Source organism: Zoogloea sp. (genome assembly GCF_028693495.1).
Taxonomy (GTDB): Bacteria; Pseudomonadota; Gammaproteobacteria; order Burkholderiales; family Rhodocyclaceae; genus Zoogloea.
Genome location: NZ_JAQUVG010000011.1, coordinates 1 through 20,616, shown reverse-complemented (window position 1 = coordinate 20,616; position 20,616 = coordinate 1). Strand labels below are relative to the sequence as shown.

General features: G+C 64.9%; 16 protein-coding genes and 1 pseudogene. 12 read left to right on the top strand and 5 right to left on the bottom strand.

Translation table 11 applies throughout. The features are described from left to right. The first annotated feature begins 1 nt into the window (after position 1). From PHD22_RS03445 to PHD22_RS03435, 3 genes are read left to right on the top strand one after another with little or no spacing between them, the layout of a single operon-like run. Positions 2-1,195 carry an efflux RND transporter periplasmic adaptor subunit gene (locus PHD22_RS03445; RefSeq protein WP_299862327.1) on the top strand — a complete coding sequence of 398 codons (1,194 nt, stop codon included), beginning with the start codon at positions 2-4 and terminating at the stop codon, positions 1,193-1,195. A 9-nt stretch (positions 1,196-1,204) separates the two neighbouring features. Beyond that, on the top strand, positions 1,205-4,306 hold the full coding sequence (locus tag PHD22_RS03440) for a CusA/CzcA family heavy metal efflux RND transporter (protein ID WP_299862324.1): 3,102 nt from the start codon (positions 1,205-1,207) through the stop codon (positions 4,304-4,306). Positions 4,307-4,353: 47 nt separating this feature from the next. After that, complete coding sequence (locus PHD22_RS03435) at positions 4,354-4,689, top strand: P-II family nitrogen regulator (protein WP_299862321.1); 336 nt, start codon at positions 4,354-4,356, stop codon at positions 4,687-4,689. Positions 4,690-4,744: 55 nt separating this feature from the next. Here the strand turns inward: PHD22_RS03435 and PHD22_RS03430 are convergent, their stop codons facing one another. Beyond that, the gene (locus PHD22_RS03430; RefSeq protein WP_299862318.1) at positions 4,745-6,772 is read right to left on the bottom strand and encodes a TonB-dependent receptor; all 2,028 of its coding nucleotides are present in this window, start codon (positions 6,770-6,772) and stop codon (positions 4,745-4,747) included. Positions 6,773-6,942: 170 nt separating this feature from the next. After that, on the bottom strand, positions 6,943-8,445 hold the full coding sequence (locus PHD22_RS03425; protein ID WP_299862315.1) for a DegQ family serine endoprotease: 1,503 nt from the start codon (positions 8,443-8,445) through the stop codon (positions 6,943-6,945). Between the two features lie 196 nt (positions 8,446-8,641). Between PHD22_RS03425 and PHD22_RS03420 the strand changes: the two genes are divergently transcribed. After that, positions 8,642-9,559 (top strand): hydrogen peroxide-inducible genes activator, encoded by a 918-nt coding sequence (locus PHD22_RS03420; RefSeq protein ID WP_299862312.1) that lies wholly within the window; start codon positions 8,642-8,644, stop codon positions 9,557-9,559. 3 nt (positions 9,560-9,562) lie between these two features. Here PHD22_RS03420 and PHD22_RS03415 read toward each other — a convergent pair whose 3' ends face one another. Then, positions 9,563-10,168, bottom strand: coding sequence for a 5-formyltetrahydrofolate cyclo-ligase (locus PHD22_RS03415; RefSeq protein ID WP_366520676.1), 606 nt, complete (start codon positions 10,166-10,168; stop codon positions 9,563-9,565). A gap of 58 nt (positions 10,169-10,226) precedes the next feature. Between PHD22_RS03415 and PHD22_RS03410 the strand changes: the two genes are divergently transcribed. From PHD22_RS03410 to PHD22_RS03395, 4 genes are all read left to right on the top strand, one after another. Beyond that, complete coding sequence (locus PHD22_RS03410; protein ID WP_299862309.1) at positions 10,227-12,185, top strand: lytic transglycosylase domain-containing protein; 1,959 nt, start codon at positions 10,227-10,229, stop codon at positions 12,183-12,185. A gap of 69 nt (positions 12,186-12,254) precedes the next feature. Further along, positions 12,255-13,211, top strand: a complete 957-nt coding sequence (locus PHD22_RS03405) for a complex I NDUFA9 subunit family protein (RefSeq protein WP_299862306.1) — start codon at positions 12,255-12,257, stop codon at positions 13,209-13,211. Continuing rightward, positions 13,208-14,446, top strand: coding sequence for a multifunctional CCA addition/repair protein (locus PHD22_RS03400; RefSeq protein ID WP_299862303.1), 1,239 nt, complete (start codon positions 13,208-13,210; stop codon positions 14,444-14,446). Before PHD22_RS03405 ends, PHD22_RS03400 begins: the two co-directional genes overlap by 4 nt. 46 nt (positions 14,447-14,492) lie before the next feature. Further along, on the top strand, positions 14,493-16,505 hold the full coding sequence (locus PHD22_RS03395; protein WP_299862300.1) for a transglycosylase domain-containing protein: 2,013 nt from the start codon (positions 14,493-14,495) through the stop codon (positions 16,503-16,505). Here the strand turns inward: PHD22_RS03395 and PHD22_RS03390 are convergent. Next, complete coding sequence (locus tag PHD22_RS03390) at positions 16,502-16,699, bottom strand: DUF2905 domain-containing protein (protein WP_299862297.1); 198 nt, start codon at positions 16,697-16,699, stop codon at positions 16,502-16,504. The two genes, PHD22_RS03395 and PHD22_RS03390, sit on opposite strands and share 4 nt — an antisense overlap. Positions 16,700-16,888: 189 nt before the next feature. Here PHD22_RS03390 and PHD22_RS03385 point away from each other — a divergent pair, with 189 nt between their 5' ends. Together PHD22_RS03385 and PHD22_RS03380 are read left to right on the top strand one after the other, a co-directional pair. Beyond that, positions 16,889-17,692 carry an alpha/beta hydrolase gene (locus tag PHD22_RS03385; RefSeq protein ID WP_299862294.1) on the top strand — a complete coding sequence of 268 codons (804 nt, stop codon included), beginning with the start codon at positions 16,889-16,891 and terminating at the stop codon, positions 17,690-17,692. A 195-nt stretch (positions 17,693-17,887) separates the two neighbouring features. After that, the gene (locus tag PHD22_RS03380; RefSeq protein WP_299862291.1) at positions 17,888-18,106 is read left to right on the top strand and encodes a hypothetical protein; all 219 of its coding nucleotides are present in this window, start codon (positions 17,888-17,890) and stop codon (positions 18,104-18,106) included. Positions 18,107-18,186: 80 nt separating this feature from the next. On the opposite strand, the gene PHD22_RS03375 is transcribed toward PHD22_RS03380, so the two are convergent. Next, on the bottom strand, positions 18,187-19,344 hold the full coding sequence (locus tag PHD22_RS03375) for an SAM-dependent methyltransferase (RefSeq protein WP_299862288.1): 1,158 nt from the start codon (positions 19,342-19,344) through the stop codon (positions 18,187-18,189). A gap of 131 nt (positions 19,345-19,475) precedes the next feature. Between PHD22_RS03375 and PHD22_RS03370 the strand changes: the two genes are divergently transcribed. After that, the gene (locus PHD22_RS03370; RefSeq protein WP_299862285.1) at positions 19,476-20,225 is read left to right on the top strand and encodes a pteridine reductase; all 750 of its coding nucleotides are present in this window, start codon (positions 19,476-19,478) and stop codon (positions 20,223-20,225) included. 61 nt (positions 20,226-20,286) lie between these two features. Continuing rightward, positions 20,287-20,616, top strand: a pseudogene (locus PHD22_RS03365) (tRNA 2-thiocytidine(32) synthetase TtcA); the annotation flags it as partial.

Sequence of the window (20,616 nt, the reverse complement as noted above, 5' to 3'; positions counted from 1 at the left end):
CATGAAGCTCAGTCCCATTACTCTGGCTGCCCTGGTGGCTGCCCTCGCCCTTGGTGCCTGCAAGGATCCCGCCCAGTCCTCCGCCACGCAGGCTGCCGGCGACAGCACTCTCCTCAGCGAAGGTGTCGGCACTGAAATAAAGGTTGCGCCACCGGATCCGATGGTGGTGTCCGTTCCTCCCAGTTTCGGTGCCGAGATCAAGGTCCTTCCGGCGGGCAAGACCCAGGTCTCGGATACCTTGCGGGTGGCCGGCAAGGTGGATTTCGACCAGACCCGGGTGACCCGGATCGGCGCCACTGTGACCGGGCGGGTCATCGAGATCCAGGCCCATCTGGGTCAGCAGGTGCGGGTCGGAGACAGCCTTGCCGTGATCAACAGTACCGAACTCGGAGAGACTCAGCTGGCCTACCTGAAGGCCCGGGCCCACGCCGACCTGCAGGCCCGCAGCGTGGATCGGGCCCGTCAGCTGTTTGCCGCGGATGTGATCGGCAAGGCCGAACTGCAGCGCCGGGAAAGCGAGCTCTCGATTGCTTCTGCCGAGCAGCGTGGCGCAGCTGACCAGCTGCGGGTGTTGGGCATGTCTTCTGCCGCGATCAACCGACTGGGCACAACCGGGGCGATCAACTCGGTGACCTCCGTGGTGTCCACCATGGGCGGCACGGTGGTCGAGCGTCAGGTGGCCCAGGGGCAGGTGGTTCAGCCGGCGGACGCCCTCTATGTGGTGGCAGACCTGTCCCGGGTGTGGGTGACTGCCGAGGTGCCGGAGCAGCAGGCTGCACTGGTCAAGGCCGGTCAGACCGTTGATATCGAAGTGCCGGCCCTAGGCTCCAGGATCACCGGCAAGCTGATTTTTGTATCCGACACGGTCAACCCGGAAACCCGCACCATCGCGGTGCGCAGTATGGTCGAGAACGCCGAGCGCAAACTCAAGCCGGCGATGCTTGCGACAATGCTGATTCAGGCTGCGCCCACCGAGCGGATCGTGATTCCGTCCGAGGCAGTGGTCCGCGATGCGGATCACGACAATGTCTTCATTGAAACCGCCCCCAACCAGTTCCGTCTGACCCAGGTGCGTCTGGGGCCGGACATGGATGGCCGGCGTGCCGTGCTGTCCGGCCTCAAGCCCGAGCAGAACATCCTCGTGAAAGGTGCCTTTCACCTGAACAACGAGCGCAAGCGCAAGGAACTGGAGTAAGGACCGGCCATGATCGAATCCCTAGTCAGAACCGCCCTCCAGCAGCGGCTGGTGGTGGTGGTGGTGGCCGTGGTGCTGCTTGCCTTTGGCATCAACGCCGCTCAGCGCCTTTCGGTGGACGCTTTCCCGGATGTCACCAACGTTCAGGTCCAGATCGCGACCGAGGCCAATGGGCGCTCGCCGGAAGAGGTGGAGCGTTTCGTCACGGTACCCCTCGAGATCTCCATGACCGGCCTGCCGGGCCTGGAGGAAATGCGCTCCCTCAACAAGCCGGGTTTGTCCCTGATCACCCTGGTATTTACCGAAAAGACGGACGTCTATTTTGCACGTCAGCTGGTCATGGAGCGCCTTCTTGAGGTGGGCAGCCGGATGCCGGAAGGCATCGTGCCCGTGCTGGGGCCGGTGTCCACCGGTCTGGGGGAGGTTTACCAGTACACCCTTGACCACCCGGAGGACGGTGACCGCAAGCTGACCGAAAAGGAGCTCACCGAGCGCCGCATCGTTCAGGACTGGGTGGTGAGACCGCTGCTGCGCTCGATTCCCGGTGTGGCTGAGATCAACTCGCAAGGGGGCTATGCCCGTCAGTACCAGGTGCTGGTCAACCCCGATCGTTTGCGCCACTACCGGCTCACCATCCGGGATGTCTACGAGGCGGTGGCCCGCAACAACGCCAACTCTGGCGGTGGCATCCTGCCCCAGTATGCGGAGCAGTATCTGATTCGTGGAGTGGGGCTGGTCAAGAGCCTGTCAGACATCGGCGCCATCGTGCTCAAGGAGGTGGGTGGTACGCCGGTTTATGTGCGTGACGTAGCCGAGGTGACCTTCGGCCATGAGGTCCGGCAGGGGGCGGTGGTCAAGAACGGTGTCACCGAGTCCGTCGGGGGTGTGGTGATGATGCTCCGGGGCGGGAACGCCAAGGAAGTGGTCAGCCGCATCAAGACTCGCGTCGCCGAGATCAACGACAAAGGCATGCTCCCTGATGGATTGAAGATCGTCCCTTACTACGATCGTTCCGAGCTGGTGGATGCAGCGCTCTGGACGGTGGTCAAGGTGCTGTTGGAGGGTGTCGCACTGGTCGTGGTTGTGCTGTTCCTCTTCCTCGGGGATGTGCGTTCCAGCCTGATCGTGGTGGCCACCCTCATCCTCACGCCTTTGCTGACCTTCATGGCCATGAACCACTATGGCATTTCTGCCAACCTGATGTCGCTGGGGGGGCTGGCGATTGCCATCGGCCTCATGGTGGATGGCTCGGTGGTGGTGGTGGAAAACGCCTTCGCCCGCCTGGGTCATGCCAACGAGCGGGGAGACAGCAAGGCCCGGATCATTTTTGATGCTGTTCAGGAGGTGGCGACGCCTGTGATCTTCGGGGTCAGCATCATCATTCTGGTGTTCCTGCCCCTGATGACCCTGGAGGGTATGGAGGGCAAGATGTTTGCTCCCCTCGCCTACACCATTGCCATCGCTCTGGCCGTCTCCCTGTTCCTGTCCCTGACCCTCACGCCCGTGCTGTCGTCCTACCTGCTGAAGGGGGGCGCGGAGCACGACACCTGGTTGATCGCCAAGCTCAAGGCGCCATACCTCAAGATGCTCCACTGGTCAGTGGCCAACAGCCGCAAGACGGTTGTCGGCGGCATCCTGTTACTGGTGGGCACCCTGGGTGTATTTCCGTTGCTGGGTACCGCCTTCATCCCCGAAATGAAGGAGGGTTCAGTGGTGCCCGGCATCAACCGGGTACCCAACATTTCCCTGGAAGAGTCCATCAACATGGAAATGCAGGCGATGAAGCTGGTCATGGAAGTCCCCGGCGTCAAGTCAGCCATCTCCGGTGTGGGGCGCGGTGAGTCGCCAGCGGATCCCCAGGGCCAGAACGAATCGACTCCCATCGTGAGTCTCAAGCCCCGGGAGGAGTGGCCCGAAGGCTGGACTCAGGACGATATCGCCGATGCGATGCGCGAGAAGCTCAAGGTGCTGCCGGGGGCCCAGGTGGTGATGGCCCAGCCCATTTCCGACCGGGTGGACGAGATGGTCACCGGTGTCCGTTCCGACGTCGCCGTGAAGGTCTTTGGGGACGATCTGGATCTGCTCAAGCAGAAGGCCGACGAGATTGCCCGGGTGGCCGCCACGGTCCAGGGGGCGACCGACATCCGCGTCGAGCGGGTGACCGGGCAGCAGTACTTGTCCATCGAGATTGACCGCCAGGCCATCGCCCGTCACGGGCTCAATGTGTCTGATGTGAACGATGTGATCGAGGCTGCCATCGGTGGCAAGCAGGCGACCGAGATTTATGAAGGCGAACGCCGCTTCGCTTCGGTCGTCCGTCTGCCTGAGAACTACCGGAATAACGTGGAGAAGATCGGCAACATTCTGGTCAGCGCGCCGGGAGGCGCTCAGGTTGCCCTGGAGAATCTCGCCTCCATCAAGGTGATGGATGGTCCTGCCCAGGTTTCCCGCGAGCTGGCCAAGCGTCGGGTGGTGGTTGCCATCAATGTGAAGGATCGTGACCTGGGCGGCTTTGTCGCCGAACTCCAGCAGGTTGTGGGCGCCAAGGTGGAGCTGAAGGAAGGCTACTATCTTGAGTGGGGGGGGCAGTTCCAGAATCTGGAGCGGGCCATGGGCCACCTGACCATCATCATTCCGGTCACGGTGGCGGCGATCTTCTTCCTGCTCTTCCTGCTCTTCGGCTCTCTGAAGCTGGCCAGCCTGATCATCCTGGTGCTGCCTTTTGCCAGCGTTGGCGGAGTGATCGGCTTGCTGGTGACCGGCGAGTATCTTTCGGTGCCCGCCTCGGTGGGGTTCATTGCCCTGTGGGGGATTGCGGTGCTGAACGGGGTGGTGCTGGTGAGCTACATCCGCAGCCTCCGGACCGAGGGTATTCCCCAGGCCCAGGCGGTGGTTCAGGGAGCGACCCTGCGTTTTCGCCCGGTGATGATGACGGCGACCGTGGCCTTGCTGGCCCTGATTCCCTTCCTCTTCGCCACGGGGCCAGGTTCGGAAGTCCAGCGCCCCCTGGCCATCGTGGTGATCGGCGGCCTGATAACCTCCACCCTGTTGACCCTGGTGGTGCTGCCGACGCTCTATAAGTGGTTTGACGATACGCCCTACGAAGCCTGATGCAGGCGGGTCCCAGAGGGGCCCGCCTTTAAAGGAAGGACACGCACATGAAGGAAATTCGCGCCATCATTCGCCCCCAGAAGATCCCGCGTCTACGGGAAGTGCTGCGGGCACTGCCGGGCTTCCCGGGGATGACGATCAGCAAGGCACTGGGTTGTGGTTCGACCGTTCGCCACGTGCCTCACAACATCAAGGAGGAGCTTACCGATTTCACCGACAAGGTGCGGGTGGAGATCATCGCGCCGGATGAGATGGTGGATCTCCTCCTGGATCACATCGTTCAGGTGGCCACCACGGGTCAGACGGGTGACGGCCTGGTGTGGGTGACCGATGTTCAAAAGGCGCTCTTCATCCGCAAGACGGTGGGAACGGAAAGCAGTTGAAGGCTCGCGCCTGGCAAGGAGGAAGGGTCCGTTCGACCCTTTCCTCAGGGCAGCCTCAGAGCTCCACTGCCACCGACAGCCACACCGTGCTTGCCGCAGGGTTGGCTGGCTTGCTGATGTTCCTGGACAGGCACTGTTCGGAGCGGTCGGCGATCTCCTGGTGTCTTTCCCCCAGGTTGATTCCGTTGATGGCCATGTCCACTCGCCGGCCTTCCATCCGGAAGCTTTTGGCAAGTCGCAGATCCAGGCTGGTGTAGGCCCGGGCCAGGTAGTCGCAGCCGGGTACGTAGCCGTATCCCCCGGCGAGGGGGCCCATGCGCAGGAGGCTGGCCGTGCTGCGCCAGCCGTTCCCGTAATTCTGCAGCCAGGTGAAGCTGGCTGCATAGGGAGCGGCCCGCTTGCTCATCTGGGGGTCGTCCGTTTGCCGGTCGATCAGGCTGTGGCTGAACAGGAGCTCGGTACCCGGGCGCGGCCGTGTCCGGAGCTGGTATTCGATCCCCCTCAGCACGATGGACGAGTCCAGGTTCACGAACCGTGAGGAGGGCAGCGGGATGGCCAGCGCACCGATCGGGGAAGTCGTGTTCTCCCGGACCACGAAATCGGCTATCCGCTCGTTGAAGATGCGGATGTCCAGGGTGCTGTCCATGGAGGGCAGGCGTCCCAGGTAGCCGACCTCGACGGTGTCCACCCGGGGGGTGCGCAGATTTGGGTTGGGAACGTAGGGCCAGGCGATCGGGCGGGAACGTTCGCCCGGGCCGGAATAAGCGCGTACGTCTCCGTACAGTTCAAAGAGATTGCGCTGTTGCCAGGCACGGGCGTAACCGGCCCGGAAGGTGTGGCCCTGACCGGCCTGCCAGTTGACGAAGACCCGGGGGATGAACTGGGGCACGACATCCCCGTTCTTCTCGAGGAGCCCCCCCAGGTTGAGCTGCCAGTTGGGGGTGATGCGCCAGTCCAGGTTGGAAAAGGCCCGGTAAAGCTCGGCCCGCGGTGGCTTGCCTCCGGCGAACAGGCCCGGTGCATCGCTGTGGTCACGCCGGGCCTCCAGGCCCCAGACCAGGCGGGTATGGGCGTTCAGGGCCAGGCGGTGCTGAATTTCCAGATTGGTCCGGTGGCTGGAGCGGCTCCGGTCCAGGGGGACGTCGGCGTAGCCCGGAGCCGCAGCCCGCCAGCGATCCCGGCTGTTTTCCTGGTTGCGATAAAAATTCACCAGCCATTCCTCGTCGGCGCTCAGGGTCCGGCGCCAGGACAGGTGAAAGGTGGCACTCTCGCTGCCTGCCGTCCGTTCGGCGTTGTTGCCGTAAAGGGAGTCTTGATAGCCCATGCCCCGTTCGAGCCGGTTGTAGCCCATCCACAGGCTCACTTCGTCCAGCCCGTTCAGCCGGTAGTCACTGCGCAGGGTGACGGTCTGGCTGCTGCGATCGTCGTTCAGGTTCTGGAAGCCTTTGTCCTGCAACTGGGCGGCGGAGAGCCGGACACCAAGCCCGTCGCCCCCCCCGGTCCAACTGGCGTGCTGGTCGCGGATGCCCCGGTTGCCGGCCGTTACCTGAGCGGAGGCTCCCCGCTCCTGGTGACTGTGGCGGGTGATGATGTTGATCACACCCAGGAAGGCATTGGCACCATAGGCATTGGAGTTGGTGCCGCGCACAACCTCAATGCGTTCGATCTCCTGGAGGGTCAGGGGGAGGGCAGACCAGTCTACCCCGCCGAAGGCGCTGGGGGAATAAACCGACCGACCGTCCACCAGCACCTGGATCTCGGTGGGGTAGTCACTGCCCAGACCGTGGTAAGTGACCCACTGGGAGTGGCCGCGCTCCTGGCCGATCTGCATGCCCGGCACCAGACGCAGCAGGCGGGCGATGTCCCGGTAACCGGTGGCCTGAATGAATTCCCGGTCGAGGATGGTGACGGCACCCGGCGCTTCGTTGAGGGCCTGCGGCAGGCGCGATGCAGACAGGACCGTAGGCAGGTCCTCGAAAAACGGAGCCTCCTCGGCCAGGCCGCGATGGCTCACGGTACAGAGGAATGGCGCCAGGCAGGCCAGAGCCAGTCGTCTGGCTGACCGGAGAGGCAGCAGGGGCATGGTTTTCTTGTTATGACAGAAGGGGTGCTCCCGGAATATTCCCTCACCCCAGCGCCCGATTATAAGGGGCAGTTCTCTGTCTCAACGTGCAGGCTGCAACGGAAAACCTGTGTGCTGGATCACTTTCCGGGGAATCGGCTGCCGACAGCCCCTTCCCCGGAGCGCGCGCGTCAGGACAGACGGACCGCCACGAAGATCCGGCTGCCACCACGCTGGACCAGCAGAGCGAAGCGGTTGCCGGCGGCATCAAGCAACTTGCGGAATTGCTCGATGCTCGTGATGGCCTGGTTGTTGATGCCGAGGATCACGTCTCCGGACTGCAGGCCCGCCTTGGCCGAGGGGCCGCTGGTGTTTTCCACGACGATGCCACCGGGGACGCCCAGGCGGGAGGCTTCCTGGGCGGTCAGCGCCCGCCCGGTCAGGCCCAGCTTGCTGCTGCCACCCTCGCTTTTGCGCTCGGGGGCGGCGGCCAGGGCCCTTTCGCTGGCCTGCTCGCCGAGGGTGATGCTGATTTCCCGGCTCTTGCGATCGCGCCAGACCGACAAGCGTACGGCTGTGCCGGGTTTTTGTTCGCCAATGATCCTCGGCAGATCGGCGGAGTTGTCTACCCTTTGGCCGTTGACGGCGGTGACGACATCTCCCGGCAGGAGGCCGCCCTTCTCGGCGGGGGATCCGGGTTCCACGTTGGCCACCAGGGCGCCGCCAGGCTTGTCGAGTCCAAAGTTCTGGGCCAGCTCGGCATCCATGCCCTGGATGCTGACCCCCAGGCGGCCGCGGGAAACCTTGCCGTATTTCTGGAGCTGATCCTTGACCTTCATGGCGACATCGATGGGGATCGCAAAGGAGATGCCCATGAAGCCGCCGGAACGGGAGTAGATCTGGGAGTTGATGCCGATGACCTCGCCCGCCAGATTGAACAGGGGGCCGCCGGAGTTGCCCGGATTGATGGCCACGTCGGTCTGGAGGAAAGGCACGTAGTTTTCGTCCGGCAGGCGGCGGGCCTTGGCGCTGATGATGCCGGCGGTGACCGTGTTCTCGAAGCCGAACGGCGAGCCCATGGCGACGACCCATTCGCCCACCCTGACCTTCTCGGCATCGCCGGTCCTGACGAAGGGCAGGCCGGTGGCATCGATCTTGAGCAGCGCCACATCGGTCCGTTTGTCGGTACCCACCACCTTGGCCTTGAAGTCCCGTTTATCCGTCAGCTTGACTGTGACTTCACTGGCGCCATCGACCACGTGGGCGTTGGTCAGCACGTAGCCGTCGGGACTGACGATGAAGCCGGAACCTACCCCCTGCTGGATCTGTTCGGGCATCCGCCCGCCCCGGTTGCCAGGCATCCCCGGCACCGGAACCCCGAAACGGCGCAGGAAATCGTAGAGGGGGTCCTCGGCAAGGGGGTCTTCGCCGGACACGCCACCCCGCGATACCTTCTGGGTCACGCTGATATTCACCACAGCCGGCCCCACCTGGTCCACCAGTCCGGAAAAGTCCGGGAGACCGTAGCGGCTGGCACTGGGAGGCGCTGCTGCGGCCGGGGCTGCGGGGACGACGACCGATGTGCCGTTGGCGGCGTGGGAGGAGGGGATTGCGCCCTCTTCCTGCAGGCATCCTGCCAGGGCCAGGCACAGGGCAGAGAAGACGAGGGTGGGGCGGACCACGGCAGATTTCATGCGTTGCTCCTTGGTTCTTGACGGAGGGGGTGGACGCGGGAGAAAGCGTCCTGTTCCCCGGTCCTACAAATGATTACAAAAGTGGGGGCTTTCCCTGCCGGTGCAAGGGGGCTCCGGGCGTGATCGGCAAATCGGACACCCGCAGGGGGCGTGTTGTGTATATAGTTAATCACTATCGTCATTGTGGGTGTGAATCATGACCCTGACCGACCTCCGTTATCTCGTCGCCCTGGCCCGGGAGCGTCACTTTGGCCATGCGGCCGAGCGCTGCAACGTCAGCCAACCGACCCTCTCGGTTGCTATCAAGAAGCTGGAGGACGAGCTGAACGTCACCCTCTTTGAACGTAGCGCAGCCGATGTGAAGATCACCGATATCGGCGCCCGCATCGTGGCCCAGGCCGAGAAGGTGCTTCTGGAGGCCGGTCAGATCAAGGAAATCGCCACTGCCGGTCGCGACCCCCTGTCCGGTCCCCTCAAGCTGGGGGTGATCTACACCATCGGCCCCTATCTGCTGCCCCATCTGATTCCCCGGGTCCACGCGGCCGCGCCGTCGATGCCCCTGCTGATTCAGGAAAACTACACGGCCCGCCTCGCCGAGTCCCTCAAGCGCGGTGAGTTGGATGTCATTGTCATCGCACTGCCCTTCGAGGAGCCGGGGATCGTGACTCAGGCGGTCTATGACGAGCCTTTCCGGGTGCTGCTTCCTGCTGGTCACCCGTGGGAGCAGAAAGAGTCCGTTTCTGCCACCCAGCTGGCTGAAGCGCCCCTCTTGCTACTCGGGTCCGGCAACTGCTTCCGGGATCAGGTGCTGGAAGTCTGCCCACTGTGCCGCGGCGGCGAAGGGCTGCAGCGCACCCTGGAGGGCAGCTCCCTGGAGACCATACGTCACATGGTGGCCACCGGGGCCGGCGTCACGGTGCTCCCCAGCAGCGCCGCCGACCCGTTGCCGGGAGGTAATCCACTCCTGACCGTGCGCCCCTTCGAGGCGCCCGAACCTTTCCGCCGGATTGCGCTGGCGTGGCGGGTGACCTATCCCCGCAGTGGCGCCATCGACGTGATCCGTCAGGCCATCCTGTCCAGTCCCCTGCAGGGGGTGCGGCCGGTCGTCCGCTGACCCTCAGTCCCGCTGGGCAGCCCAGGCTCCTCCCTCGGTGACGATCCAGTCCATGGGGTGGTCGTGGGTCTGCGGCCAGGTGCTTGCGGCCCGGGCCAGTTCAAAGGCGATCCCCACGCAGACCGGAGCGGGTCTCAGCGCAGCCAGGGTCCGGTCAAAATAGCCTCCTCCGTAGCCGAGGCGAAAGCCTGCCGCGTCGAAGGCGTTGAGGGGTACCAACACCACTTCCGGCTGAATCACCACCTGCTTTGCAGGGATCGGTATGCCATGGTGGTCCGTGTCCATCGCGGCATCCGGTTCCCAGGCGAGAAATTCCATGGTGTGTCCGGGCTGGCGCACGACCGGCAGGGCGGCCTGGCGGCCTGGGTCGGCTGCCAGCCAGCGGCTGACCCAGGCCACCAGGTCAGCCTCTGCCCGCCACGGCCAGCAGAAGGCCAGCCGACGGGGCGCCAGGTGATCCAGAAGGGCGTCGAGGTTTTTTTCCAGGTGGCGGGTTAGTTCCTGACGCTGCTCTGCCGGGAGGGCCTCCCGGGCGGCCAGGCGTTCCTGGCGCAGGCGTTTGCGCAATGCAGCAATCTCTGTTTCCGGGGGGCTGGCAGGGGGCAGCACTGTGCTATTCTCCGGCGGCATTTTTGGTGGGGCGTGAAGCGTGGCAAGACACAAGACGATGAAGAATAGCCTGTGGGCCGCGTTGGCGGCAGTCCTGTGGATGGCCATGCCCGCTGGCGGCGACCCGGGGGATGAGCGCATCTTGCTGGCCAAGGACGCCGCCCGGGCCGGTGACCGGGTGCGCCTGGCCTCCCAGGCCCAGCCCACGGGGCACGTCCTCGACCCGTACCCAGAATACTGGGTCCTGTCCAGCCAGCTTGCCCGCAACGAGGCGGATCCGGCCCGCCTGAAGGATTTTCTTGAGCGCAACCGGGACAGCTGGCTGGCCGAGAAGCTTCGGGGTGAGTGGCTGCGTGGTCTGGGCAAGCGGAATGAGTGGGGGCGTTTCATCGCCGAGTATTCCGAGCTGCAGCAGCCGGAGCAGGATCTCCAGTGTTATCAGCACCAGGTTCGCATCAGCAGTGGTGATCCCGTGGTGCTGGCCGAGGTGCGGCCCTTGTGGTTCTCCCTCGTGGATACACCCGAGAGCTGCATCCCCGTGCTGCGCGCGCTGGTTCAGGAAGCGCTGGTCAGCCCCGATGAGATTTGGCTGCGTGTCCGGCGCCTGATGGAGGCCAAGCGCTTGAGTGGCGCCAGGGCCGTGGCGGCCTGGTTGCCTCCCGAGCAGGCCCCCCTGCCGTCCGATCTGGAGCGGGCAGGCAGCAATCCTGCAGTCTGGCTCGATCGCATGCCTGCCAACTTTGCGGTCAGTCGCCCCGGCCGGGAACTGGCCCTGATCGCCTTGGTCCGGGTGGCCCGGGATGATCCCAAGGGGGCCTATCTGCGCTACGCCCGGCTGGATGAGCGTTTTTCCGCCGAGGAGCGCAGCTATGCCTTGGGCCAGATTGCGTGGCAGGCGGCAAGCAAGTTGCAGCCCGAGGCCCATGAGTGGTTCAAGGCTGCGGGTGATACACCCATGAGCGACGAACAGGCGGCCTGGCGGGTCCGCGCAGCGCTGCGGGCTGGCGACTGGAAGACGGTCCGGGCAGGCGTCGAGGCGATGGCTCCGGGCCAGCGGGATCTGCCCGACTGGTCCTACTGGTATGGCAGGGCGCTCCAGGCCCTGGGTCAGCGGGAGGGGGCCCGCAAGGCCTTCGAGCGCATCGCCGGCCATCCGACCTTCTATTCCATCCTCGCTGACGAAGAACTTGGTCGGGTCTTTACCCTGCCGAGCAAAGCGCGCGCGATCCACCGTGACGAGCTCGAGCAGGTGCGTCAGACGCCGGGCCTGCAGCGTGCCCTGGCGCTGCTTCGTCTGGACATGCGCACCGAGGGTATCCGGGAATGGAACTGGACCCTGCGCAACAAGGATGACCGTTTCCTGCTGGCTGCGGCCCAACTGGCCCAGGACCTGGGCATCTATGACCGGGCCATCTACGCGGCTGACCGGACCCGCAATGAACACGACTACAGCCTGCGTTACCTGACGCCCCACCGCGAGCGCATCGAGCCGAATGCGCGCAGCCGGGATCTGGATACCGCCTGGGTGTACGGTCTGATGCGCCAGGAAAGCCGTTTCATCACCTCTGCCCGTTCCAGCGTGGGCGCCCAGGGCCTCATGCAGGTGATGCCGTCCACCGGCCAGTGGATTGCCGGCAAACTGGGCATGAAAGGCTACAACGTGAGCTGGCTGCGTGATCCGGATACCAATGTAATGTTTGGCACCACGTACATGCGGATGGTCCTCGAAGGTCTGGACAACCACCCGGTTCTGGCCTCTGCAGCCTACAACGCGGGGCCCGGCCGGGCCAAACGCTGGAAGGACGCAAAGCCCCTGGAGGGAGCGATTTACGCCGAAACCATTCCTTTTGGCGAGACCCGGGATTACGTCAAGAAGGTGATGGCCAACGCGGTGATCTACAGTGCCCTGCTTGAAGGGCGTGCGCCTTCCCTCAAGGCCCGTCTGGGTACCATTTCCCCGAGCAACGGCGACTTCTCGGGCTATGCCAGCCCCGCTCCGGGGGCGGGACTCGAATAAGGAGCGCCAACGGGAATTCTTTGTTGTTCCTGGACTCCGAACGCCCAGGAAAACCTCGAGGAGAACGTCATGAATTCCATTCGTAAGGTGCTGCTCATCGGTGGCAGCGGTTTTGTCGGTTCTGCCATTGCCAGCCGGCTGGCCCGGGAAGGCATCGAGCTGCTCATCCCGACCCGTCGGCGTGTCCGGGCCCGTCACCTGCTGCCCCTGCCGACGGCCGACGTCGTCGAGGCGGATGTGTTTGATCCCGCGACCCTTGCTCGCCTGATGGTGGGGGTGGATGCGGTGGTGAGCCTGGTGGGCGTCCTGCACTCCCGTTCCGGCGCGCCTTACGGTTCCGACTTTGCCAGGGCCCATGTGGAGCTGCCCACCCGCATCGTTGCGGCGGCTCACCAGGCCGGGGTCCAGCGCATCGTCCACGTGAGCGCCCTTGGTGCCGGGCCTGATGGTCCCTCCGAATACCAGCGCTCCAAGGCCGCTGGCGAAGCCGTCATTCGAGCCAGCGGGCCGGAGATGGCCTGGACGATCCTGCGTCCCTCGGTGATCTTCGGGCCTGGTGACAGCTTCCTCAACCTCTTTGCCAGCCTGGTCAGGCGCTTTCCTCTGTTGCCCCTGGGCGGAGCGAAGGCCCGTTTTCAGCCGGTCTACGTGGAGGATGTGGCCGATGTGGTGGCCGAGTCCCTGCAGCGTGAGGATGCGGTCGGCCAGATTTACGAAATGGCAGGTCCCCGCCAGTACACCCTGCAGGAGCTGGTGGAGTATGTGGGAGACCTGACGGGCTGCCGTCGTCCCGTGCTGCCTCTCCCCGAAGGCCTGGCCATGCTGCAGGCGGGCTTCCTGGAAATGCTGCCGGTCACGCTGATGAGCCGGGACAATGTACGCTCGATGCGTGCCGACAACGTGGCCAGCGGCCCCGCCCAGCCCTGGGGCAGGACGCCGACTCCCCTCGAAACCATCGCTCCCACCTATCTGGGCAAGGCCAACAAGCGCTGCCGTTTTGCCGGCTATCAGCTCCACCGGCCATGAGGATCTACTGTGTCGGGGGTGCCATCCGGGATGAACTTCTGGGCCTGCCGGTGAAGGATCGGGACTGGGTTGTCGTCGGCGCGACCCCAGAGGCGCTGGTCGCCCGGGGCTACCGGCCGGTGGGCAAGGATTTTCCGGTGTTCCTGCATCCCCGGACCCAGGAGGAATACGCCTTGGCCCGGACCGAGCGCAAGACGGCACCGGGCTATGCGGGCTTCGTTTTTCATACCGATCCGGCGGTCAGTCTGGAGGAGGACCTCATCCGCCGTGACCTGACCATCAACGCGATGGCCCGTGACGAGGAGGGCGTGCTGGTGGACCCCCACGGTGGCCAGGCCGACCTGACTGCCCGGATCTTCCGTCATGTGAGCCCGGCCTTTGCCGAGGATCCGGTACGCATTCTCCGGCTAGCCCGTTTTGCGGCCCGTTTTAGCGATTTTTCGGTGGCACCGGAAACCCTCGCGCTGATGCGCGGGATGGTGGCCCAGGGTGAAGTGGATGCCCTGGTGCCCGAGCGGGTCTGGCAGGAGCTCGCCAAGGGGCTGATGGAGGCTCGTCCCTCCAGGATGATCCAGGTATTGCGGGAGTGTGGTGCCCTGGGCCGCCTGCTGCCCGAACTGGACCGGCTGTTCGGGGTGCCCCAGCCCCTGCAGTACCACCCGGAGGGGGAGTGCGGCACCCATCTGCTGCGGGTGCTCGATCAGGCGGCGACCCGTGGCGAATCTCTCCCGGTGCGCTTTGCCTGCCTGCTTCACGATCTGGGCAAAGGAGTGACGCCTGAGCACGTGCTACCCCACCACGACGGTCATGAGGTGGCCAGTGAGCGACTGGCCCGGCAGGTCTGCGAGCGTCTCAAGTGTCCGGCGGAGTGTCGTGATCTGGCCCTGATGACTGCCCGGGAACATGGCATCGTCCATCAGGCCCTGCAGTTGCGGCCGGAAACCACGGTTGGCCTGATTGAACGGTGTGACGGCCTGCGCCGGCCGGAGCGCTTCCAGCAGATGCTGGCAGCCTGTGCCGCCGCCTACCGGGGGCGGAGCGGCGACGAGACCTGCCCCTATCCCCAGCAGGCCCGGTTGCTGGCGGCCCTGGCGGCCATGCGGGGGGTGGATGCCGGCGCGATTGCCCGGGGACTGACGGACAAATCACGGATTCCCGCCGAGGTCCATGGGGCCCGGGTCAGGGCTGTGCGTGCCCTCGGTCAGGTGGATGCCGCCGGGGGGCGCCACGATTAATCTTTCGTTGCGTCTTCTGGACGGCGGCATAAAATTGCTGTCTCCCATGTCCGCGACGTATTCCGTTCACCGTCTGCTCCCCTGGCTGAGGCTACTGCCCCTGGTGATGCTGGGGTGTCTCACCTCGGGAGCCTGGGCGGTCCAGCCCATTCCCGCCTTTGCTGAGGTCAAGGCTGGTACCCCTCCGTCTTCTGCGGTGCTGCTGGGCCGGGATGGCTCTCCCCTGTCGGAGCTGCGCTTGAACCTTCGGGTCCGGCGCCTGGAATGGGTTGCCCTCCAGAGCCTGTCTCCAGCCCTCAAGGAGGCGCTGCTGGCAGCCGAGGACAAACGCTTCTACGAGCACTCCGGCGTGGATTGGCGGGCCTTTGTCGCCGCCCTGTGGCACAACCTGTGGTACGACCGAAAACGTGGCGCCTCCACCTTGTCGATGCAGCTGGCCGGACTGCTGGATCCGGAGCTCGCCCTGGGCCGGGATGGAGCGCCGCGGCGCTCCATCGGCCAGAAGTGGGATCAGGCACTCGCCGCCCAGGCCTTGGAGGCCCGCTGGACCAAGGAGCAGATCCTGGAGGCTTACCTCAACCTGGCGCCCTTCCGGGGGGACCTGCAGGGCGTTCATGCGGCTTCCCGGGCTTTTTTCGGTAAAACCCCGGCTGAGCTGGGCCGGCCCGAAGCCCTTGTGCTGGCGGTGCTGCTACGCGGTCCGAATGCCCGGTCCGACGTTGTGGCCCACCGGGCCTGCGTGCTGGCCGGACGCATCGGAGCCCCGGGGGCCTGCGCGCAGGCCCAGCGCCTGGCCCAGGCCACTCTCGACCGGCAGCATCTGGGGCCGCGCTGGGACTGGGCGCCTCATCTGGCCAGACAGTTGCTGGGGCATCCCGGGGAGCGCTTGCTGACGACGCTCGACCCAGAGCTTCAGCGCAGCCTGGTGAGCAGCCTGAGGCGATCCGGGACGCCCGATGGGGCCGCCGTGGTGCTCGACAACCATACGGGGGAGGTGGTGGCCTATTTCGGTGGCGCAGATCGTCTGCGCCCCGATCTGGCAGCCCAGCCCCGGCCGTCGAGGGGGCTCCTGACACCCTTCGTATTCGGACTGGCCCTCGAGAGGCGTCTGCTGACCGCCGCCACGCTGCTGGAGGAATCCCTCGCCAATCATGCGCCCACCGCTCCGGAGGACCGGCTGTGGGTCAGTGCCCGACGGGCTCTGGCCGAGGGCATGGCTGAACCGACCCTGGCGGTCTACCGCATGGTGGGGGAGGGCTGGGCCGAGCGTCTGCGCCAGGTGGATCCGGAGTTGGCCCGCACGGTGGCTTCCGAGGTGGCCCTGTTGCCCCTGGCCAGTCTTTACCGCAGCCTGGCCAGCAGCGGCCAGTGGCAACCGGCACGGGTGCTGCCAGGCCCCGAGCGTACTTCGAGGCGCCTGCTGCGCCCGGAGGCGGCCTTCATCACCGGCGACATGCTGAGCCCGTCGGATGGGGAAGGCGGAGTGCAGCCCTGGCTCCTGCGCCAGCAGGCCGGCGAGGGGCGGGACAGCCTGATCGCTGGTGCCACCGAGCGCTTCACGGTGGTGCTCTGGATGGCCGCTCCGAAGGGAGGGGCTGCGTCGGCTCTGCAGTTTTGGCAAGAGTTGCTGCACCAGGCTCACCGCGACCTGCCGCTCCAGCGTCCCGCACCCCCCCCCGGGGTGGTGTCGTCGCTGATTGTCTTTGAGCCTCCCCTTGAGAGTGCCCGTCGGGAATGGTTCATCAGGGGCAGTGAAGTGGACCGGGTGAGCCCTCCCCGGACCTTGCCGCGCATTCAGGTACCTGCCAATGGCATGCTGGTGGATGGGATGCCTCTGGCCGTTGATCCGGAGTTCCGGATTGCCCTGGAGGCTGCCCACGTCCCTGCCGGTGCCTGGTGGCGGCTCAACGGCGAGCGCCTGCCGGGGACGACGGGCAATGGCGGGGTGCTGCGGGTCCGGTGGCGGCCTGAAGCGGGTCGCCATGTGCTGGAGCTGATGTCCAGCGAGGGACGGGTGCTCGACAGCGTGGTGTTTGCGGTGCGGGCACCCCTGAATTAGAAGCTCCGGACGATCAGCCAGACGGCCAGCGACATCAGCAAGGTGCTGGTGAGGGGAATGTGAATGTGGCGCCTGAACACGTGAAAATGCAGGTCGCCGGGCAGGTATCCGATACGCCAGCGCCGGGGGGACAGGCTGGAGCCCAGCCCGGAAATCATCGCCAGTACCACGATGGCCAGCAACCACTTGAGCATTGCAAGGTACCGATAGGATCCAAATACCGATTTAACCGCGAAAACCGGCGCATTTGCAGTTTTTCTGCTTTCTTCCCGCCTGCACCTGGGTTAAGTTCCTTTCCACAACAAAAATCCCGTCCCATAACCGCCCATGATTTCCAAGTCCGTCAGCCCGCGCCGGTTGTCCACCGCAGCGGGAGCCTCCCGATGAACCGCACCCGTCTCGGCAAGCTCGAAGTGATTCATCGTTCCCCCGAGGGAGCGGCCCAGGCGACCCCGCTCCTTTTTGTTCATGGGGCGTACACCGGTGCCTGGTGCTGGGACGAGTACTTCCTTTCCTGGTTCGCCGAGCAGGGTTATCACGCCTACGCCGTCTCCCTCTCGGGTCATGGCAAGAGTCGCGGAGGCGCTTATCTGGACAGCTTCTCGATTGCCGATTACGTGAACGACGTGGCCGAGGTGGTGGCCAGTCTGCCTGTGGCTCCCGTGCTGATCGGTCATTCCATGGGGGGGATGGTGGTCCAGAAATATCTGGAGCGGCACGGAGCGCCCGGTGCTGTCCTGATGGCGTCGGTGCCACCCCAGGGGCTGCTTGGCTCGGCCTTCGGGCTGGCTTTTTCCCGGCCCAATCTGCTCGGGGATCTGAACCGCCTGATGGGCGGAGGGCAGCCTCACATGGAGACGCTGCGTCAGGCCCTGTTCCACGAAGTGATCGAGATGGAGCGCCTGCAGCGTTATTACCACCTCTGCCAGCCTGAATCCCACCGGGCGATCTGGGACATGTCCCTGTTTGACCTGCCCTCCCTGTCGCGGATGAAGGTGCCGCCGATGCTGGTGCTCGGGGCCGAGCATGATGTGTTGATCCCGCCGGATCAGGTCCGCATGACGGCCCGCCGTTACGATACGGAGGCCCTGATCCTGCCTGGCCTTGGCCACGGAATGATGATGGAGTCCCAGTGGCGCAGGGCGGCCGACCCGATCCGGGCATGGCTGAAGCTCGAAGGACTTTAGAACGCTCCCAAACGCTGCCGCCTGTGCATTCCTTCACTGCACTGGGCGTTCTGAGGGGGCATGCTGGAGCTGCGTGACCGGCGCTGTGTGGCAGCACGACCGGAATACTCCGCCGGCCTTCCCCTCAACTTCCGGAGGCTGCAGTCGTTAAGAAAAACAAGGGAAGCTTTTTCCCGCCCCACGACGGAGGCCGAAATGGTGATCTTCATGGATATGGAAAGCAGTGCCCGCAGCTATGGCGAGCCGGTGACCGACGAGGTTGCCGCCTATGGGGACGAAGTCCTCAACGCCAATCTCCTGCCCCCCGAGCTGGCCCTGGGTCTCCAGGAAATTCCTGTGTCCAGTCACGGGAAGCATTTTGTGCCAACCGATGCAGATGCCTTCCTGAACGCGGTTTACCTGTATCAGGAGTAGAGGTCTGCGGACCTCTCGGCGATGTGACGGAGGGCCTGCCGGCCAAGCGCTGGCAGGCCCTCTGTGTCATGCCCCAGGTGCTAGAGGGTGTGCAGCCGGTCTCCCCGCAGGAAACCCACCAGCGGCTGGGAGATACCCTTTCCGAGGGCGATGACCTTGAAGAGTTCGCCCATCTCGTGGGGGCCCGTCAGTCGCTGGACTGCCTTGGAGGCCCGGATGTAGTCCACGCCGTCTTCGGGGGCGCGGCGGGCTAGGCACTCGAGCACGCCGCAGTTCAGCAGCAGGCTTGCCTGGTTGGTATAACCGAGCACGTCCAGACCCGCTTCGAAGCCGGCCTCGGCGGCGGCGGTGAAGTCCACGAAGGCCGTTATGTCGTTGAGCCCCGGCCACAGGAAGGGGTCGCCGTGGGCATGATGGCGGAAGTAGCACATCAGGGTGCCGGTACTGCGGCTGCCCAGGTAGTACTCGGCGCGGGGATAACCGTAGTCCACCAGCAGCATGGCGCCCCGGTCGATGCGGGCGGCCCATTCGGCAATCCAGGCCCGGCCGGCCAGGTTGAGTTCGCTGACGTATTCGCCAGCGGAGGGGAAGGGAATCCCCAGGGCCATGGCGGCTTCGGCTACCCTGCCGCTGGCAGGCTGGTCCGCCCACACAAAACCCTCTTCACCCAGGGTCACGCCCCGTTCAAAGAGGCCTTCCGGACGCCAGGCCATCAGGTGTACGGGCAGCACGTCCAGCACCTCGTTGGCCACCAGTGCGCCCGAGAAGTGTTCCGGCATGCCGTCCAGCCAGCGGACCCGATGGGCCAGGTGGGGGGCTTTTTCGGCCAGGGTGTCGAACTGGCGTTCCTTGAGCTCGGCGGAGACCTCCAGAATGCTGTAAGTCTCCGGCAGGCAGTCGCGGTGCTCTAGTTCCAGCAGCAGGTCGGCTGCCAGCAGTCCGGTGCCAGCGCCGGCCTCGAGGATGTGAGGCGCGGACAGACCCATGATCTGCTGCATCTGGCTGGCCAGGGCCTGTCCGAACAGGGGGGTGAGTTCCGGTGCGGTGATGAAGTCGCCGCCCGCTCCGAACTTGCGGGCTCCACCGCTGTAGTACCCCAGGCCGGGGGCGTAGAGGGCTTCAGCCATGTAAGTGGCGAAGGAGATCCAGCCATTTTCGGCTTCGATCAGGCTGCGCAGACGCGCGACGAGACGTGCGCTCTGGTCGAGGGCTTCTGGCGAGGGCTGGGGCAGTTTCATGGCAGGCGAAGACACGGTGAAGAAGGGCCGGGGTGGTCAGGGTCCCATTCTACCTTTCCGTTGCAGTGCACCGTCGAGGGGGATGGCGCCGTATCATAACGGTCTGCTTCTCCAACCCTTCCAGGCATTCCATGAACACCTCCTCTCAGGGACCTGTCGTTCTCGTCACCGGCGCTGCGCGCCGGGTCGGAGCCGAAATTGCCCGGCATCTTCATGGCGCAGGGGCCCTTCTGGCCATCCACTGCCGCAACTCGCGAGCGGACGCTGATGCGCTCGTGCAGTCGTTCAATCGTCAGCGCCCCGGTTCTGCCCAGGTGTTTCAGGCCGATTTACTGGACACGGATTGCCTGCCCGGTCTTGTGGCCGAGGTGCTTGAGACTTTTGGAGCCCTGGATGCGCTGGTCAACAACGCCTCCAGTTTCTTTCCGACCGCCCTGGGGCACATTGGCGAGGGTGCCTGGACTGATCTGATCGGCTCCAACCTCAAGGCGCCCCTTTTCCTGTCCCAGGCGGTAGCGCCCCACCTGAAGATCCGCCGTGGTGCGATCGTCAATATCGTGGACATCCACGCCGAGCGTCCCTTGAAAGGCTACCCCCTGTACTGTGCCGCCAAGGCGGGCCTGCTGGGGCTGACCCGGGCCCTGGCAATGGAGCTGGCCCCGGAGGTTCGGGTGAATGGTGTCTCGCCTGGCGCCATTGAATGGCCGGATGATGGCCAGTTTTCCCCGGAGGAGCGGGACGCTATCGTGGCTCACACGCTTCTCGGGCGGGTCGGCTCACCGGCCGACATTGCCCGCACTGTGCGCTTCCTGCTTCTTGATGCGCCCTATGTGACCGGGCAGATCATTGCCGTGGACGGCGGGCGCAGCGCCCATCTCTGAATTCTTCAACATCCGCCGGTGTGTTTATTCGGGCGGACTATAATTTTGCCATTGGATCATCATGGATACAGCAGTGCGCCCTTCCGCAGCCGGGGCAGGCCTCCCTCCCGAGAAGGAGTCCCGTCATTCCAACACCTTCCTGAAACTCAAGAAGTTTCTTGAGCGCAAGGTTGGGGAGGCTATCGGTGACTACAACATGATCTCCGAGGGAGATGTGGTGATGGTGTGCTGCTCCGGTGGCAAGGACTCCTTCACGCTCCTTTCCATCCTGACGGCCCTGCGGGAGCGGGCGCCGATCGATTTCCGTATCGTTGCGATGAACCTAGACCAGAAACAGCCCGGTTTTCCCGACCACGTGCTTCCGGCCTATTTCGAATCCATCGGCGTCGAG

Excerpts from the sequence above, each read along its gene's own strand:
- PHD22_RS03435 (WP_299862321.1), top strand. The coding sequence starts at position 4,354 with ATGAAGGAAATTCGCGCCATCATTCGCCCCCAGAAGATCCCGCGTCTA.
- PHD22_RS03380 (WP_299862291.1), top strand. The coding sequence starts at position 17,888 with ATGGTGATCTTCATGGATATGGAAAGCAGTGCCCGCAGCTATGGCGAG.
- PHD22_RS03440 (WP_299862324.1), top strand. The coding sequence starts at position 1,205 with ATGATCGAATCCCTAGTCAGAACCGCCCTCCAGCAGCGGCTGGTGGTG.
- PHD22_RS03405 (WP_299862306.1), top strand. The coding sequence starts at position 12,255 with ATGAATTCCATTCGTAAGGTGCTGCTCATCGGTGGCAGCGGTTTTGTC.
- PHD22_RS03445 (WP_299862327.1), top strand. The coding sequence starts at position 2 with ATGAAGCTCAGTCCCATTACTCTGGCTGCCCTGGTGGCTGCCCTCGCC.
- PHD22_RS03385 (WP_299862294.1), top strand. The coding sequence starts at position 16,889 with ATGAACCGCACCCGTCTCGGCAAGCTCGAAGTGATTCATCGTTCCCCC.
- PHD22_RS03400 (WP_299862303.1), top strand. The coding sequence starts at position 13,208 with ATGAGGATCTACTGTGTCGGGGGTGCCATCCGGGATGAACTTCTGGGC.
- PHD22_RS03370 (WP_299862285.1), top strand. The coding sequence starts at position 19,476 with ATGAACACCTCCTCTCAGGGACCTGTCGTTCTCGTCACCGGCGCTGCG.
- PHD22_RS03425 (WP_299862315.1), bottom strand. The coding sequence starts at position 8,445 with ATGAAATCTGCCGTGGTCCGCCCCACCCTCGTCTTCTCTGCCCTGTGC.
- PHD22_RS03410 (WP_299862309.1), top strand. The coding sequence starts at position 10,227 with ATGAAGAATAGCCTGTGGGCCGCGTTGGCGGCAGTCCTGTGGATGGCC.
- PHD22_RS03395 (WP_299862300.1), top strand. The coding sequence starts at position 14,493 with ATGTCCGCGACGTATTCCGTTCACCGTCTGCTCCCCTGGCTGAGGCTA.
- PHD22_RS03375 (WP_299862288.1), bottom strand. The coding sequence starts at position 19,344 with ATGAAACTGCCCCAGCCCTCGCCAGAAGCCCTCGACCAGAGCGCACGT.
- PHD22_RS03390 (WP_299862297.1), bottom strand. The coding sequence starts at position 16,699 with ATGCTCAAGTGGTTGCTGGCCATCGTGGTACTGGCGATGATTTCCGGG.
- PHD22_RS03420 (WP_299862312.1), top strand. The coding sequence starts at position 8,642 with ATGACCCTGACCGACCTCCGTTATCTCGTCGCCCTGGCCCGGGAGCGT.
- PHD22_RS03430 (WP_299862318.1), bottom strand. The coding sequence starts at position 6,772 with ATGCCCCTGCTGCCTCTCCGGTCAGCCAGACGACTGGCTCTGGCCTGC.